The following is a 14,660-nucleotide window of genomic DNA, read 5'->3' as shown; positions in this document are numbered from 1 at the left end:
GCGTCGGTATCAGGCGCGCGCGGCGGCCAGCGACTCGCGGGCAGCGGCGGCGACGTTCTCGGGGGTGAAGCCGAACTCGGCGAACAGTGTCGTCGCATCGGCGGAGGCACCGAAATGTTCGAGGGAGACAATCCGACCTGCGTCGCCCACGAACCGGTACCACGTCAGACCGATACCGGCCTCGACGGCGACACGGGCCCTCACGGCCGGCGGCAGCACGCTCTCGCGGTAGGCGCGCGGCTGCTCCTCGAACCACTCCACGGACGGCATCGACACCACCCGCGTGCCGATCCCCTCGGCCTCCAGCCGCTCCCGCGCGGCGACGGCCAGGTGCACCTCGGAACCGGTCGCGATGATGATCACCTCCGGGGTCTCGGTCGACGACTCGCGCAGTACATAGCCGCCCTTGGCCGCGTCCTCGTGGGGCGCGTACGTCGGCACGCCCTGGCGGGTGAGCGCGAGCCCGTGCGGGGCGGGGTCGGTGGCGTGCCTCCTCAGGATCTCGGCCCAGGCCACCGCGGTCTCGTTGGCGTCCGCCGGGCGGACGACGTTCAGGCCCGGGATCGCGCGCAGCGCGGCCAGGTGCTCCACCGGCTGGTGGGTGGGCCCGTCCTCGCCGAGACCGATGGAGTCGTGCGTCCACACGTACGTCACCGGCAGCTGCATCAGGGCCGACATCCGGACGGCGTTGCGCATGTAGTCGGAGAAGACCAGGAAGGTGCCGCCGTAGATGCGGGTGTTGCCGTGCAGGGCGATGCCGTTCATCTCCGCGGCCATCGAGAACTCGCGGATGCCGAAGTGGACGGTTCGGCCGTACGGGTCCGCCTCGGGCAGCGGGTTGCCCTTCGGCAGGAAGGAGCTGGTCTTGTCGATGGTGGTGTTGTTCGAGCCGGCGAGGTCGGCGGAGCCGCCCCACAGCTCGGGGAGGACCGGGCCGAGCGCCTGCAGCACCTTGCCGGAGGCGGCGCGGGTGGCGACCGACTTGCCCTCCTCGAACACGGGCAGGGCGTCCTCCCAGCCCTCGGGCAGCTCGCCCTTGCTGATCCGGTCGAACAGCTGCGCCCGCTCCTCGTCGGCCGCGCGCCACTCGGCGATCCGCTTGTCCCAGGCCGCGTGCGCCTCGGCACCCCGGTCCAGGGCCCGGCGGGTGTGCCGGAGAACCTCGTCCGTGACCTCGAAGGACCGCTCCGGGTCGAAGCCGAGGACGCGCTTGGTGGCGGCGATCTCGTCCGCGCCGAGCGCGGAGCCGTGGGAGGCCTCGGTGTTCTGCGCGTTCGGAGCCGGCCAGGCGATGATCGTGCGCATCGCGATGATCGAGGGCCGCCCGGTCTCGGCCTGCGCCGCCTTCAGCGCCGCGTACAGGGCGGGCACGTCGACGTCGCCGTCGGCGGTGGGCTCGATGCGCTGGGTGTGCCAGCCGTAGGCCTCGTACCGCTTCAGCACGTCCTCCGAGAAGGCGGTCTCGGTGTCGCCCTCGATGGAGATGTGGTTGTCGTCGTAGAGGAAGACCAGGTTGCCGAGCTTCTGGTGGCCGGCGAGCGAGGAGGCCTCGGCGGAGACGCCCTCCTCCAGGTCGCCGTCGGAGACGATCGCCCAGATGGTGTGGTCGAAGGGGGAGGTGCCCTCGGGCGCCTCCGGGTCGAACAGACCGCGCTCGTACCGCGCGGCCATCGCCATGCCCACGGCGTTGGCGGCGCCCTGCCCGAGCGGGCCGGTGGTGGTCTCGACGCCGGCGGTGTGCCCGTACTCGGGGTGACCGGGCGTCTTCGACCCGTGCGTCCGGAACGCCTTCAGGTCGTCCAGCCCCAGCTCGTACCCGGCGAGGAAGAGCTGGGTGTAGAGGGTCAGCGAGGTGTGGCCGGGGGACAGGACGAAGCGGTCACGGCCGGTCCACTCCGGGTCGGCCGGGTCGTGTCGCATCACCTTCTGAAAGATCGTGTACGCGGCGGGAGCCAGGCTCATCGCGGTGCCCGGATGGCCGTTGCCGACCTTCTGTACGGCATCTGCCGCGAGAAGCCGGGCCGTGTCCACGGCACGCCGGTCGAGGTCGGTCCACTCGAAGCCATCGGATGTCTGCGTGCTCATCTTCAAGAAGTCCTCGTTCGATGCGTGATTGCTGGCCGGACGCGTTCAAAAGTAAAAGTCTGACTTTTTAGGGGGAAGGGCGGGGTGTGTCAGCCTGTGGTGAATCTGGGACAGTGGTCGCGCGACAGGGACGGCACGAGCAGGACATGGCGGACAGAACACACCAAGGCGACGGCGAGGGCATCAAGACCTTCCCCTTCCCGGCGGAGCTGGCCGTCGGCGGCGTCGGCATGCGGATCGGCACCATGGGGACCGAGACCTGGACCGTCGACGCCCCGCTGCACCGGTTCCACCGCATCGACTTCCACGTCGTCATGCTCTTCACCGAGGGCCCCGTCCGGCACGTGGTCGACTTCACCGAGTACGAGGCCGCGGCCGGCGACCTGTTGTGGATCCGCCCCGGACAGGTCCACCGGTTCTCCCCGGCGAGTGAGTACCGCGGCACCGTCCTGTCCATGCAACCCGGCTTCCTCCCCCGCGCCACGGTCGAGGCCACCGGCCTGTACCGCTACGACCTGCCACCGCTCCTGCACCCCTCCCCGCCCCAGCTCGCCGCACTCCGGGCCGCCCTCGACCAGCTGCGCCGCGAGTACGAGGACACCGCGACCCTCCCCCTGAGCCTGCACACGGCCGTCCTCCGGCACACCCTGACCGCGTTCCTGCTGCGCCTCGCCCACCTCGCGGCCAGCTCCGCCGAGGCGTCCCGGGAACAGGCGGACACCACCTTCACCCTCTTCCGGGACGCGGTGGAGCAGGGCTTCGCCACCAATCACAGCGTCAGCGCGTACGCCGACGCGCTCGGTTACTCCCGCCGCACCCTCGTCCGCGCGGTCCGCGCGGCCACCGGCGAGACGCCGAAGGGCTTCATCGACAAGCGGGTGGTCCTGGAGGCCAAGCGCCTCCTCGCCCACACGGACACGCCGATCGGCCGCGTCGGGGCTGCGGTGGGCTTTCCCGACGCGGCGAACTTCTCCAAGTTCTTCCATCTGCACACGGGGGTGACGCCGGCGGCGTTCCGGGCGGAACTGCGGTGAGAGGGCGGGCTGTTGTCGTCCCCCTCACCGGACTGTCGCCCCGTGGCCCCTTCGCTCAACTCCGAGTGGAAATAGGGTCTTTGTGATACCCGCTGCAGGCGGCTTTGGCTGTGCGTGACCTGTGCGTGGCGTGATGTTCGCCCGGTGGGGTCCACGGTTCGTCTGGGCTTCACCCAAGGCCGGGCGGGGGCTTCTAGGGTTGCGGCGCCGCTCCCCCGTGTACGTCCGTCGCTTCTGTCCGGAGGACAGTCATGGCCGCCGTAAAGGCTCCCCAGCGTAACCGACGTTCCCTCTCCGCTCTCGCCGGGGCCGTCGCCCTCACCGCCGCGTCGATCGGGCTGTGGGCCACCACGTCCACCACCGCTTCCGCCGCCGCTCTCCCGACCCCCGACCACGTGGTGGTCGTGGTGATGGAGAACCACGCCTACTCGCAGGTGATCGGCAGTTCCAGCGCCCCGTACATCAACAACACCCTCAAGGCGGGTGGCGCCAACCTCACTCAGTCCTACGGCCTCACCCACCCCAGTGAGCCGAACTACTACATGCTCTTCTCGGGCTCCAACCAGGGCCGCACCGACGACAGCTGCGTTCCGGTCGGCTCCATCTCCGCGCCGAACCTCGGCTCCGAGCTGATCGCCGCGGGCAAGACCTGGAAGAGCTACAACGAGTCGCTGCCCAGCCAGGGTTCGACGGTCTGCAGCAGCGGCAACTACGCGCAGAAGCACAACCCGTGGTTCGGCTTCTCCAACGTGCCGACGAACACCGCCATGACCTTCGCGCAGTTCCCGACCGACTACACGACCCTGCCGAAGGTCTCCTTCGTCGTCCCGAACCTGTGCAGCGACATGCACGACTGTTCGGTCTCCACGGGCGACACCTGGATCCAGAACAACCTGGGCGCCTACGCCACCTGGGCCCAGACCCACAACAGCATCCTCCTCGTCACCTTCGACGAGGACAACAAGCAGTCCGGCAACCGCATCCCGACCGTCGTCTACGGGCAGCACGTCACCCCCGGCAGCTCCACCGCCACCACCTACAACCACTACAACGTCCTGCGCACGGTGGAGGACCTCGCCGGTCTGACCACGCACGCGGGCAACGCCGCGTCGGCGTCCGACATCACCGGCATCTGGAACTGACGCCCGTGTACCTCGCGGACTCCCGCAGCAACAAGGCCGCCGTCGTCCCGGACTCCCGTCCGGGGCGGCGGCCGGCCGCTGTGCCCGGCACTGTGCTGGCCCTGGGTGCGGTCAGCCTGATCACGGACGTCTCCTCGGAGATGGTCACGGCCGTCCTGCCGCTGTACGTGGTCGCGGGCCTCGGCCTGTCACCGCTCGGCTTCGGGCTGCTGGACGGCATCAACAACGGCGTCGGAGCCCTGGTCCGGCTGGCCGGCGGCCACCTCGCCGACCGGGGAGGCCGTCGGCACAAGGTCGTCGCGGGCATCGGCTACGGCCTGTCGGCGGTGTGCAAGCCACTGCTGCTGCTCGCCCACACCCTCCCGGTGATCAGCGCCGTACTCGCGGCCGACCGCACCGGAAAAGGACTGCGCACCGCTCCCCGGGACGCGATGATCTCGCTGGCCACCGAACCCGAGCACCGGGGGCGGGCGTTCGGGGTGCACCGCGCCATGGACACCACCGGCGCGCTGCTCGGCCCGCTCGTCGCCTTCGCCGTGCTGCGGGCCACCGTCGACGGCTACGACGCGGTCTTCGCGGTCAGCGGCTGCGTCGCCGTCCTCGGCGTCCTGGTGCTGGTGCTCTTCGTGCCCCGCCGCATCGCCGCCCCCGCCGATGCCGTACGGCCGCCCGAGCCGGCCCGGCCCGAGCTGCCCGAGCCGGCCCGGCCCGAGCTGCGCGATGCGCTCGGGCTGCTGCGCCGCCCGGAACTGCGCCGGCTCACCCTGTGCGCGGCCCTGCTCGGTCTGACCACCGTCAGCGACTCCTTCCTCTATCTGCTGCTCCAGCGCGAAGGGGACCTGCCCGCCCACCTGTTCCCGCTCCTGCCCCTGGGCACCGCCGCCTTCTTCCTGCTGCTCGCCGTCCCGCTCGGCGCACTCGCCGACCGCGTCAGCCGCCGCCGGCTCTTCCTGGCCGGCCACGGCGTCCTGCTGCTCGGCTACGGCCTGGTGCTCTCCCCGTGGCACGGCGCCCCGGCCGTGGTCGCCGTCCTCGTGCTGCACGGCACCTTCTACGCGGCCACCGACGGAGTGCTCGCGGCCGCCACCGCCGGGGTCGTCCCGGCACAGCACCAGGGCGCCGGGCAGGCACTCGTGGGCACCGGCCAGGCGCTGGCCCGGTTCGCCTGCTCGCTCGCCTTCGGCGCGGCCTGGAGCCTGTGGGGCGGGCGGACCGCGCTGGCCGTCACCGCCGCCGCACTGGCCGTCAGCGCCGTCGTGGCCTCGTTCGTCCTCCGTACCACCGATGAGGTGCCCGTATGACCCGAACAACCCGCCTGGTCGTCCTGCTGGTCGCCGTTGTCCTGCTCGGCGCGGTCGGCACCGGGTCGGTGCTGTACGCCGCCCACCGGTCGGGCATGCGGGACCAGCAGCAGGCGGACGGCCCGACCGTGCGGACCGGTACCGTCTCGCTCCGGCCTACGGACGGCCGCCGTCTGCTGGTGCGCAACCTGGCCTGGGGCCCGAAGCGCGACGAGATCGCGACCGTGCCCGCCGACGATCCGCAGGGTCCGCGCACCGTGTCGGGCGTGAAGTGCCTGCGCTTCCACGCGGCAGCCGGTACCGGCATCTGCCTGCAGGCCGTGCACGGCGCGCTGGAGGACACCTACCGAGCGGTGGTGCTCGACTCACACCTGCGCGAGCTGCACCGCTTCCCCGTACCCGGCATTCCCACCCGGGCCCGGGTCTCACCCTCAGGCCACATGGTCGCCTGGACGGTGTTCGTCAGCGGAGACTCGTACTCCGGCACCGACTTCTCCACCCGCACCGCCATCGTCGACACCCGCACCTGGAAGATCGACGACAACCTGGAGACCTTCCACGTCGTCAAGGACGGCCGCCCCTACCGCGCCGCCGACACCAACATCTGGGGCGTCACCTTCGCCGACGACAACCGCTTCTACGCCACGCTGGCGACCGGCGGCCAGACCTACCTCGTCCGGGGCGACGTCACCGCACGCACCCTCACCACCCTGCACCGCAACGTGGAATGCCCCTCCCTCTCACCCGACGGCACGCGGATCGCCTACAAGAAACGCGTCAAGGGGGCCTCGCCCGACGCCCCCTGGCGCCTGTACGTCCTGAACCTGCGCACCATGAAGGAGACCGCGACCGCCGAGCGGCGCAACATCGACGACCAGGCCCTGTGGGCCGACGGCTCCACCCTCGTCTACGCCCTCCCCGGCGACTACGGCTCGGACCTGTGGACCGTCCCCGCCGACGGCAGCGGCAGGGCCCGCCGCCTGATGACCTCGGCCCTGGCCCCCGCCTATCTGGGGTGACGGGCCGCTGCCCCCGTGAGGCCGCACCGGCCTCACGGGGGCAGCGTCGACACACCGGTCAGTGACCGAAGTCGAACCAGTTCACGTTCACGAAGTCGGCCGGCTGGCCGCTGGTGAACGTCAGGTACACGTCGTGCGTGCCGGTCACCGAGCTGATGTTCGCCGGGATCGTCTTCCAGCTCTGCCAGCCCCCGGTGTTGGCCAGCGCGAAGCTGCCGACGGGGGCGTTGCTGCGGCTGTCGAGGCGGACCTCGACCAGTCCGCTCACGCCGCCCGCGGCGCCGCTGGCCACGCGTGCGTAGAACTGGGTGGCCGCCGTGGAACCGAAGTTGACTCCCTTGTAGAGGGCCCAGGCACCGTTGGCCAGGGAGCCGATGTCCTGGCCGCCTCCGGTGTCCGTGGTGGTCTCGGGGATCACGCCGGCCTGGCTGTCGTAGGACTCGGCCTGGATCGCGCTGTAGGCGTCCCGGTTGCCGGAGGGCGGGGGAGTGGTGCCGCCGCCGCTGCCCGTGGACTGGAGCACCTGGACGTAGTCCACGGTCATCGGGTGGTTGGGCTCGGTGCCGCTGTCCGGGCCGCCGCCGAAGGCGGCCGGGAAGCCGCCGCCCATCGCCACGTTCAGGATGACGAAGAAGCCGTGGTTGGTGGCGTTGGCCCAGGTCGTCGCGTCGACCTGGTTGGCCTTGACCGTGTGGAAGTTGACGCCGTCGAGGTAGAAGCGGATCTCCTCGGGGCTGGTCGAGCGGTCCCACTCCATCGCGTAGGTGTGGAAGCCCGCCTGGCAGGTCGTACCGGAACACGGGGTGTTGCCGCCGATGCCCGACGTCTCGTTGCAGGGGCCGCCCGGGTTGGTGCCGCAGTGCACGGTGGCCCAGTCGGTGTTCAGGCCCTGGACGTTCTCCATGATGTCCAGCTCGCCGACGCTCGGCCAGTTCTGGTAGTTGCCGCGGTAGGGCGCGCCCAGCATCCAGAACGCCGGCCAGTAGCCCTTGGCGGCCGCGCCGGTGACGTTGGGCAGCTGGATACGGGCCTGCACGCGCAGCTTGCCGCCGGCCGGTGGCTGGAAGTCGGTGCGGGTGGTCTCGATGCGCCCGGAGGTCCAGTTGCCGGACGCGTCGCGGCGCGGGGTGATGAGCAGGTTGCCGTTGCCGTCCAGGGAGACGTTGTTGGTGCTGGAGGTCATCGTCTCGACCTCGCCGGTGCCCCAGTTGGCGGCGCCGCCCGGGTACGAAGTGCCGGTGTCGTACTGCCAGTCGGAGGTGTTGACGCCGGAGCCGGCCGAGCCGTTGAAGTCGTCCAGGAAGACCTGTGTCCAGCCGGACGGGGGTGTGGGGGCGGAGGCGTTGGCGGGTGCGGTGGCGGCCGTCGCGACGGCGGCGGCCAGACCGAGCGTGGCGACGGCGGCGACGAGTGCGCGGCGGAGGGCACGGGGTCTGGGTATGCCGGAGGAATCGCTCATGAGGGAGGGCCTCTCGGGTACGGAGGGGTGTGCGGGAGACCTGGGAGAGCGCTCCCACGATCTATTGAGAGCGCTCTCAAGGTGCCGCCAATGTGCTCCCCGGCCCTGCGGTCGTCAAGAGTTAAAGCAGAGAAACTCCTTTTGCTGTACGGGAGTTCACCCCATGAAGCCACCCGTACCGGCTCAGACCGCGCTGCCCGCCTTCCAGTCGGCCCACGACAGGTTCCACCCGTTGAGCCCGTTGGCCGGGTCCACCGTCTTCTCGCCGGAGTTCTTCACGATCACCACGTCGCCGAGCATCGAACTCTCGTAGAACTTGTAGCCGGCCACGGAGCTGTCGCCCGCGCCCTTGGCGTCGTGCAGGCCGATGCAGCCATGACTGGTGTTCTGCTGACCGAACACCGTCGTGGACGCCCAGTAGTTGCCGTGCACGAAGGTGCCGGAGGTGGTGAGCCGCTGGGCGTGCGGCACGTCCGGGATGTCGTACTCGTCACCGAGGCCGACCGTGGACGACTCCATCCGGGTCTGCTGGAACCGCTCGCTGATCACCATGATCCCGGACCAGGTGGTGTGGCTGGAGTCGCCACCGGTGACCGGGTAGGCGGCTACGGTCTCGCCGTTCCGCTTGACCGTCATCGTCTTCGCCGACAGGTCCACCGTGCTGATCTGCTCGCGGCCGATGTGGAAGGTGACGTCCTTGTGCTGGATGCCGTAGACGCCGTCCGCTCCCACGACGTCCTTCAGACGCAGGCTCAGCGTGATCTTCGTGCCGGGCACCCAGTACGTCTCCGGCCTGAAGTCCAGCCGGGTGTCGCTGAACCAGTGCCCGACCACCTCGACGGCCGGTTCGGCGGTCACCGTGATCGCCTTCTGGACGGCGGCCCGGTCGGCGACGGCGTGGGTGAAGTTGATCGACACGGGCATGCCGACGCCGGAGGTGGCGCCCGCCTCGGGGGTGAAGTAGCCGACGAACGTGGCACCGGGCGACCGTGTGGTGAACGTCGTCACCGACGCCTCGGCGGCGCCCTCCGCCTTCGCCGTGACCGTGTACTTCGTGCCGGAGTACGGGTTCCTCGCCGAAGTCCACTTCGTGCGGGCGTCGTTGAACGAGCCCGAGAGGGTGGAGCCGTCGTTTCCGGTGACCGTGACCGAGGTCAGCGTGCCGTCGGCCACGGTGACCTCGACCGGACTGGTGAAGCCGGCCTTCCGGGTGCCGGGCGCGGGCGTGACCGTGATCGTCGCCTTCTTGGTCGTGGCTGCCCGGGCGGTCGCGGTCGCGCCCTTGCCGTCCGAGGCCGCCGAGGCGTCCGCCGAGGAACTGCAGCCCGCGAGGGCGGCGGCCGGTACCGCCCCGAGAGCGGCGAGGATCCCGCGCCGGGACCACCCGCGCGACCGCTGTCCGGACCGGTTCGATATGTGCGAGACGCCCACGACACGCCTTTCTGAGTTGTCCGTCCGTGCGTGGGCATCCTGCGCCGGTTGTCTGGGCCGGCCCTTTGAATCCGTGGGGTGCTGCCTGAGATTCCCATGAGGACATGCGGAGAGACGGCTGGAAGTCGTGGTTGTGGGGGCCGGGACCCGATCGGAAGAGTGAAGAAGCACTTTCACCGACCCGCCGGAGGTATCCGTGACCGAAGTCCGCAAGCGGCAGACCGTGGCCATCGTCGGAGCCGGCGCGGCCGGCGCCCTGACCGCCGTCCAGCTCTGCGAGACGGCGACGCGCCGCCGGACTCCCCTCGACGTGGTCCTGATCGACGCGGCCCCCGAAGCGGGCCGCGGCACCGCCTACGCCACCCATGACCCACGCCACCGACTGAACGTGCCCGCGGGCAATATGAGCGCCTACCCGGATGATTCCGGCCATTTCATCCGCTGGCTGTGCCGGCACGGCGAACCCGAGGTGACCGGCGCCGACTACGCCACCCGCTACCGCTACGGCGCGTACCTCGCCGACACCCTCGGCCAGGCGATCGTCCGCGCCCACGGCACGGTGGCCGTACGCCGGCTGCGCACCCGGGCGGAGAGCTGTACCGGCACCCCCGACGGGCGGGTGGAGCTGCGCCTCGCCGACGGGGGACCCCTGACCGCCGACGCCGCCGTCCTCGCCACCGGCCCCGCCGCCCCGACCGCCGCATGGGCCCCGCCCGCCCTGCACGCCTCGCCCCGCTTCGTCGGCGCGCCGTGGGTGCCGGGTGCCCTGGACGGCGCCCGCGACGGCACCGACGACGTGCTCCTCGTCGGCACGGGCCTGACCGCCGTCGACCTCGCCCTGACCCTCGACCGTCCCGGCCGCACCGTGCACGCCCTCTCCCGCAACGGCCTGCTGCCCCAGCCGCACGCGCTCGGTCCGGCCGCCGTGATGCCCGCGCCTCAGGACCTGTACGACACGTCCCTGGGCCTACTGCGCCGCGCCGTCTACCGGCACCTCAGCCGCTCGGTCCGCACCCACGGCGACTGGCGCCCCGGCCTCGACAGCCTCCGCCCGCACACCACGCGCCTGTGGCGCAGCCTCACCCCCGAGGAGCGCGAGGAGTTCCTCGCCCGCGAGGGCGCCCTGTGGAACACCCACCGCCACCGCATGGCCCCCGCCACCGCCGAACACGTGCTGCGGGCCCGCACCGCCCGCCGTCTCCAGGTCCACACGGGCACGGTCGTACGGGCCACCGCGTCGGACGGCGGACCGCTCGCCGTCGAGCTGTCGGACGGCCGTACGCTGCACGTGGGCTGGGTGGTCGACTGCACCGGCCCGGGACGGCGCCCCGACGACCCGCTGTGGCGCGCGCTGTTCGCGTCCGGGACGGCGGTTCCCGGCCCGCAGGGCATGGGTGCCGCGACCCGGGACGGCCGCCTTCTCGACGCCCGGGGAGAGGCCGGGCTCCCTCTGTTCACGCTCGGCGCCCCGCGCCGGGGCGAGCTGTGGGAGACCACGGCGATCCCCGAAATCCGCGTCCAGGCAGCCGAGTTGGCCCAGCAGCTGCTGGCCCCGCTCACCCCGAGGCGGCGTACGACTCGCCGCCCGGTCGACGGGCACGGCCTCGCCCTCACCACGCACGCCGAGGCGGCCGCCGCCTACCGCGGCGGGCTCGACCGGGTCCTGAAGGTCCGCTCCGGAGCCCAGGACGCCTTCGCCCGCGCGGTCGCCCTCGACCCCGGCTTCGCCCTCGGCCACGCGGCCCTCGCCCTGCTGGGCCACGAGGGCGGGGCCGCCGTCGACGTGCCCCGCGCCCTCGCCGAGGCACAGCGCTCGGCCCGCGAGCGGTCCGACGAACGCGAGCGGTCCTTCGTGGACGTGGTCACGCGCCGGATCACCGGCGGCGACGGCGACGAGGCGCTCGTACGACACCTGCGGACGTACCCCGCCGACGCCCTCGCGCTCGCCGCCGCCGTGCCCACCATCGCCTTCTCCGGGGTCAGCGACCTGCACGACGACGACGCGCTCGGTCTGCTCGCGCTGACGTCACCGGCGTACGACGGGCACTGGTTCCACACCTCGCTGCTCGCCTTCCTGCGCCAGGAGCAGGGCCGCCTGTACGAGGCGGGCGAGCTGGCGCACCGGGCGCTGGCCGTCGAACCCGCCTCCGGGCACGCCGTGCACGCCCTGGCGCACGTGCACTACGAGTCGGGCGCGCACGAGGCCGGCCGTGACTGGCTGGACCGCTGGGTGTCCGGCCGGGGCCGGGGCGCGGTCCACCGGGCGCACTTCTCCTGGCACATCGCCCTGCACGAACTCGCCCTCGACGACCCGGCGGCGGTCCGCAAGCGCTGGTTCGCGCAGCTCGCGCCCGGCCGGGTGACCGGTGTACGGGCCCTGGTCGACTCGGGGTCGCTGCTGTGGCGGGCGCGGCTGAGCGACAGCTGGCGGGGCGAACTTCCCGCGGCCGACGTGCTGGACTCGGTCGAGCGGGAGGTGCTGGAGCGGCCGGCGACCGCGTTCACCGCGCTGCACGTCGCGGTCGCCCTCACCGCCGCCGGGGACCTGCCCGGCCTGCGTCGGCTGCGCGACCACGCCCTGGGGGCGGACCTGGTGCAACGCGAGGTCGTCGGGCCGCTGTGCGAGGCGTTCGCCGCGCTCGTCGAGGAACGCTTCGGGGAGGCGGCCCGTGGCCTCGACGCGCTGCTGCCCGTGCTGCGCGGGGTCGGCGGCAGCGCGGCCCAGCGGGAGGTCGTCGAGGAGACGCTGCTGTACGCCCTGGTGGCCGCGGGCCGCTGCGACGCGGCCCGCAGCCTGCTGGACGCCCGCCTGGACCGCAAACCGGCCCCGCGCGACCGGCGGTTGCTGGCCGCCCTGCCCGGCTGACCGGACGCCCGTCGCGAGGTCAGCGTGCCGTCGGGGACGGTGACGGTGACCTCGACCTGCCGAGTGCCGCGAGGACGAACGTGACGCTGATGAGCAGGGACCAGGCGCCGAACTTGCCGACGTCGACGGGCTGCCAGCCGTGCAGCTGGTACGGGTAGCGCCAGGCGCCCACATAGGTGGCGAGGTTCTCCGCCAGCCACAGGAAGAAGCCGATCAGGGTGAACGACAGCGCGAGCGGCATGCGCCGCCGTACCCCGCGCACCGTGTAGCGCACCCAGGTGCCCGCGGTGACGGCCACGAGGAGGGCCGTGAGGGGCCAGCGGGCGTCGGGCAGCCAGTGGTGGCTGAAGAAGTTGACGTAGACGGCGGCGGCCACCAGGGCCGTCGCCCGGGGCCGGTAGCGGACCAGCTCCAGGTCGAACAGGTGCCAGGCCCGGCAGACATAGCTGCCGACGGCCGCGTAGAGGAAGCCCCCGTACAGCGGGACGCCCGCGAACTTCAGCACGGCCGGCTCCGGGTAGCTCCACGAGCCGAGCGAGACCTTCACCAGCTCGAAGGCGAGGCCGACGACATGGCAGGCGGCGATGACGGCGACGTCCCGCCCGCTCTCCCAGCCGCGCCGCCAGAACAGCAGCGTGAGCAGCACGCCGTAGCCGAGGAGCAGGTCGTAGCGGGCCACCGGCAGGTGCGGCAGCAGGGCCGATGCCGCCACCCCGGACAGCAGGGCGATGGCGAAGGCGCAGGACCGGGCCTGTGTCCAGGTGAAATCGAGCAACTGGCCGACGGGGGAGGCCGGCAGACCGGCCGGATGTGTAGTGGGCATGATGATCAGGGGGACGACGCCCGGCCCTCCGGCGGTTGCCCGGCCACGCTAGTCACCGGCGCACAGCTCTGCCCCCGCCGGTTCGTCGTCCTTTAACTATCAGTGCTTACCTACGCCTCCGTAACCTCTCGGCCTGCTCAGCTTCACGTACCTCTTCACCCCACAGAAGGGACGCTCTGAGGTGAACTCCCACAGGTCGAGGAAGCCCCTGCCGAAGAGAGCCGCACTGCTCGCCGCCGCGGGTCTGCTCGGCGGACTGCTGGCGGTGCCGGCGGTGACCGCGGCGGCCGGGACGCCGGAGGCGTGCTCCGCCGCGGACGCCGACATCTACCGGCCCCCGGACAGCGCCACCGCCGCACCGGGCGCCGTCGTCGCCTGCCGCCGGGTCGACTCGCTGCCCATGGTGGTCGGCGGCCCCCCGCTGAACGCGTGGAAGGTGCAGTACGGCTCCACCGACGGGCGCGGCCGGCGGGTCTCCGTCGTCGGCACCGTCGTCGTACCGCAGAAGCCGTGGACCGGACCGGGCGAGCGGCCGCTGGTCGCGTTCGTGCCCGGCACCCTCGGCATCGGACCGCAGTGCGCGTTCTCCAAGCAGCTCGCGGGCCAGTACCAGGACGCCTACGAGGGCCCGAACATCGCGGCACTGCTCAACGCCGGTTACGCCGTCGCCGCGACGGACGGCCAGGGTTACATGGACGGCCAGGTCCACCCGTACGCCTCCGGGGCCGAGGCCGGTCACGCCGTCCTCGACGTGGCCCGCGCGGCCTCCCGGGTGCCCGGCGCCGGGGTGAGCCCCGATGCCGAGGTCGGGATCTGGGGCTACTCGGAGGGCGGCTCCGGCAGCCTCTGGGCGGCCCAGCTCGCCAAGTCGTACGCCCCCGAACTGAACGTCGTCGGCTCGGCCTCCGGCGGGATCCCCGCCGACCTCAAGCAGGTGGCGAGCAACCTCGACGGACAGTTCTTCGCCGGGTTCCTGGTGGACGCGTTCATCGGTCTGTCCGTCACTCATCCGGACATGCCGTTCGACAGCCTCCTCAACGACAACGGCCGCAAGGGCGTCAAGGACGCCGAGTCGCTCTGCGCGCTCGGCACCGTGAGCCGCTTCCCGGGCACGCGGATCGAGCAGTACACCAAGGACGGGCTGACCATCGACCAGATCTACGCCCTGCACGGCTCCGACGGCACCACCTGGGGCGACGCGGTCGAGGCCAACGAGCTGGGCACCGGGGTCGGCACCCCCGGATCCGGCGCCCGTTACGAGATCGGCTTCCCGGTGCTGCAGTACCGCGGCCTGCTGGACGAGGTGATCCCCGCGCAGACGGCGAGCGCCACCCGTCGCGCCTACTGCGCCGCCGGTGTCACCACCCGCTGGACCTCGTACGCCGGCGACCACCTCACCGGCGACGCCCAGGCGATCGGTGACGTGGTGGCCTGGCTCGGCGACCGTTTCGCAGGCAAGGCGGACGCCGGGAACTGCTGACCCCCGTACCCCGCAGAGGT

At 72.0% G+C, this 14,660-nt stretch carries 10 protein-coding genes; 6 read left to right on the top strand and 4 right to left on the bottom strand.

Annotated elements, in window-relative coordinates; translation table 11 throughout:
* Positions 1 to 9: 9 nt before the first annotated feature.
* Positions 10 to 2,085, bottom strand: a complete 2,076-nt coding sequence (tkt, locus tag CRP49_RS44035) for a transketolase (protein WP_097258929.1) — start codon at positions 2,083 to 2,085, stop codon at positions 10 to 12.
* 146 nt (positions 2,086 to 2,231) lie between these two features.
* On the opposite strand from tkt, the gene CRP49_RS44030 reads away from it, so the two are divergent.
* The 4 genes from CRP49_RS44030 (at position 2,232) to CRP49_RS44015 (ending at position 6,581) form a co-directional block, all read left to right on the top strand.
* Entirely contained in the window at positions 2,232 to 3,119 is an 888-nt protein-coding gene (locus tag CRP49_RS44030) for an AraC family transcriptional regulator (protein ID WP_097258928.1), read from the top strand.
* A 251-nt stretch (positions 3,120 to 3,370) separates the two neighbouring features.
* Positions 3,371 to 4,261, top strand: coding sequence for an alkaline phosphatase family protein (locus CRP49_RS44025; RefSeq protein ID WP_097258927.1), 891 nt, complete (start codon positions 3,371 to 3,373; stop codon positions 4,259 to 4,261).
* 5 nt (positions 4,262 to 4,266) lie between these two features.
* Positions 4,267 to 5,562: an MFS transporter gene (locus tag CRP49_RS44020; RefSeq protein ID WP_097258926.1), complete on the top strand. Its 1,296-nt coding sequence runs from the start codon at positions 4,267 to 4,269 to the stop codon at positions 5,560 to 5,562.
* Complete coding sequence (locus tag CRP49_RS44015; RefSeq protein WP_097258925.1) at positions 5,559 to 6,581, top strand: PD40 domain-containing protein; 1,023 nt, start codon at positions 5,559 to 5,561, stop codon at positions 6,579 to 6,581. Before CRP49_RS44020 ends, CRP49_RS44015 begins: the two co-directional genes overlap by 4 nt.
* Positions 6,582 to 6,639: 58 nt before the next feature.
* On the opposite strand, the gene CRP49_RS44010 is transcribed toward CRP49_RS44015, so the two are convergent.
* Both CRP49_RS44010 and CRP49_RS44005 read right to left on the bottom strand, forming a co-directional pair.
* Positions 6,640 to 8,040, bottom strand: a complete 1,401-nt coding sequence (locus CRP49_RS44010) for a glycoside hydrolase family 16 protein (protein ID WP_097258924.1) — start codon at positions 8,038 to 8,040, stop codon at positions 6,640 to 6,642.
* Between the two features lie 183 nt (positions 8,041 to 8,223).
* Positions 8,224 to 9,471 (bottom strand): Ig-like domain-containing protein, encoded by a 1,248-nt coding sequence (locus CRP49_RS44005; protein ID WP_097258923.1) that lies wholly within the window; start codon positions 9,469 to 9,471, stop codon positions 8,224 to 8,226.
* Positions 9,472 to 9,667: 196 nt separating this feature from the next.
* Between CRP49_RS44005 and CRP49_RS44000 the strand changes: the two genes are divergently transcribed.
* Positions 9,668 to 12,337 (top strand): FAD/NAD(P)-binding protein, encoded by a 2,670-nt coding sequence (locus CRP49_RS44000; RefSeq protein WP_179852046.1) that lies wholly within the window; start codon positions 9,668 to 9,670, stop codon positions 12,335 to 12,337.
* Between the two features lie 19 nt (positions 12,338 to 12,356).
* Here the strand turns inward: CRP49_RS44000 and CRP49_RS43995 are convergent, their stop codons facing one another.
* A complete protein-coding gene (locus tag CRP49_RS43995) occupies positions 12,357 to 13,160 on the bottom strand; it encodes a DUF817 domain-containing protein (RefSeq protein ID WP_097258922.1) in 804 nt (267 codons plus the stop codon).
* A gap of 181 nt (positions 13,161 to 13,341) precedes the next feature.
* Here CRP49_RS43995 and CRP49_RS43990 point away from each other — a divergent pair, with 181 nt between their 5' ends.
* Positions 13,342 to 14,640, top strand: a complete 1,299-nt coding sequence (locus CRP49_RS43990; protein WP_257033836.1) for a lipase family protein — start codon at positions 13,342 to 13,344, stop codon at positions 14,638 to 14,640.
* Positions 14,641 to 14,660 lie beyond the last annotated feature (20 nt).

It is taken from the genome of Streptomyces sp. Ag109_G2-15, assembly GCF_900215565.1.
GTDB lineage: Bacteria > Actinomycetota > Actinomycetes > Streptomycetales > Streptomycetaceae > Streptomyces > Streptomyces diastatochromogenes.
Note: the sequence above shows the minus strand (reverse complement) of the source record. Positions and strands in the feature narration are given on the sequence as shown.

Excerpts from the sequence above, each read along its gene's own strand:
- tkt (WP_097258929.1), bottom strand. The coding sequence starts at position 2,085 with ATGAGCACGCAGACATCCGATGGCTTCGAGTGGACCGACCTCGACCGG.
- CRP49_RS44030 (WP_097258928.1), top strand. The coding sequence starts at position 2,232 with ATGGCGGACAGAACACACCAAGGCGACGGCGAGGGCATCAAGACCTTC.
- CRP49_RS44025 (WP_097258927.1), top strand. The coding sequence starts at position 3,371 with ATGGCCGCCGTAAAGGCTCCCCAGCGTAACCGACGTTCCCTCTCCGCT.
- CRP49_RS44015 (WP_097258925.1), top strand. The coding sequence starts at position 5,559 with ATGACCCGAACAACCCGCCTGGTCGTCCTGCTGGTCGCCGTTGTCCTG.
- CRP49_RS44010 (WP_097258924.1), bottom strand. The coding sequence starts at position 8,040 with ATGAGCGATTCCTCCGGCATACCCAGACCCCGTGCCCTCCGCCGCGCA.
- CRP49_RS43995 (WP_097258922.1), bottom strand. The coding sequence starts at position 13,160 with ATGCCCACTACACATCCGGCCGGTCTGCCGGCCTCCCCCGTCGGCCAG.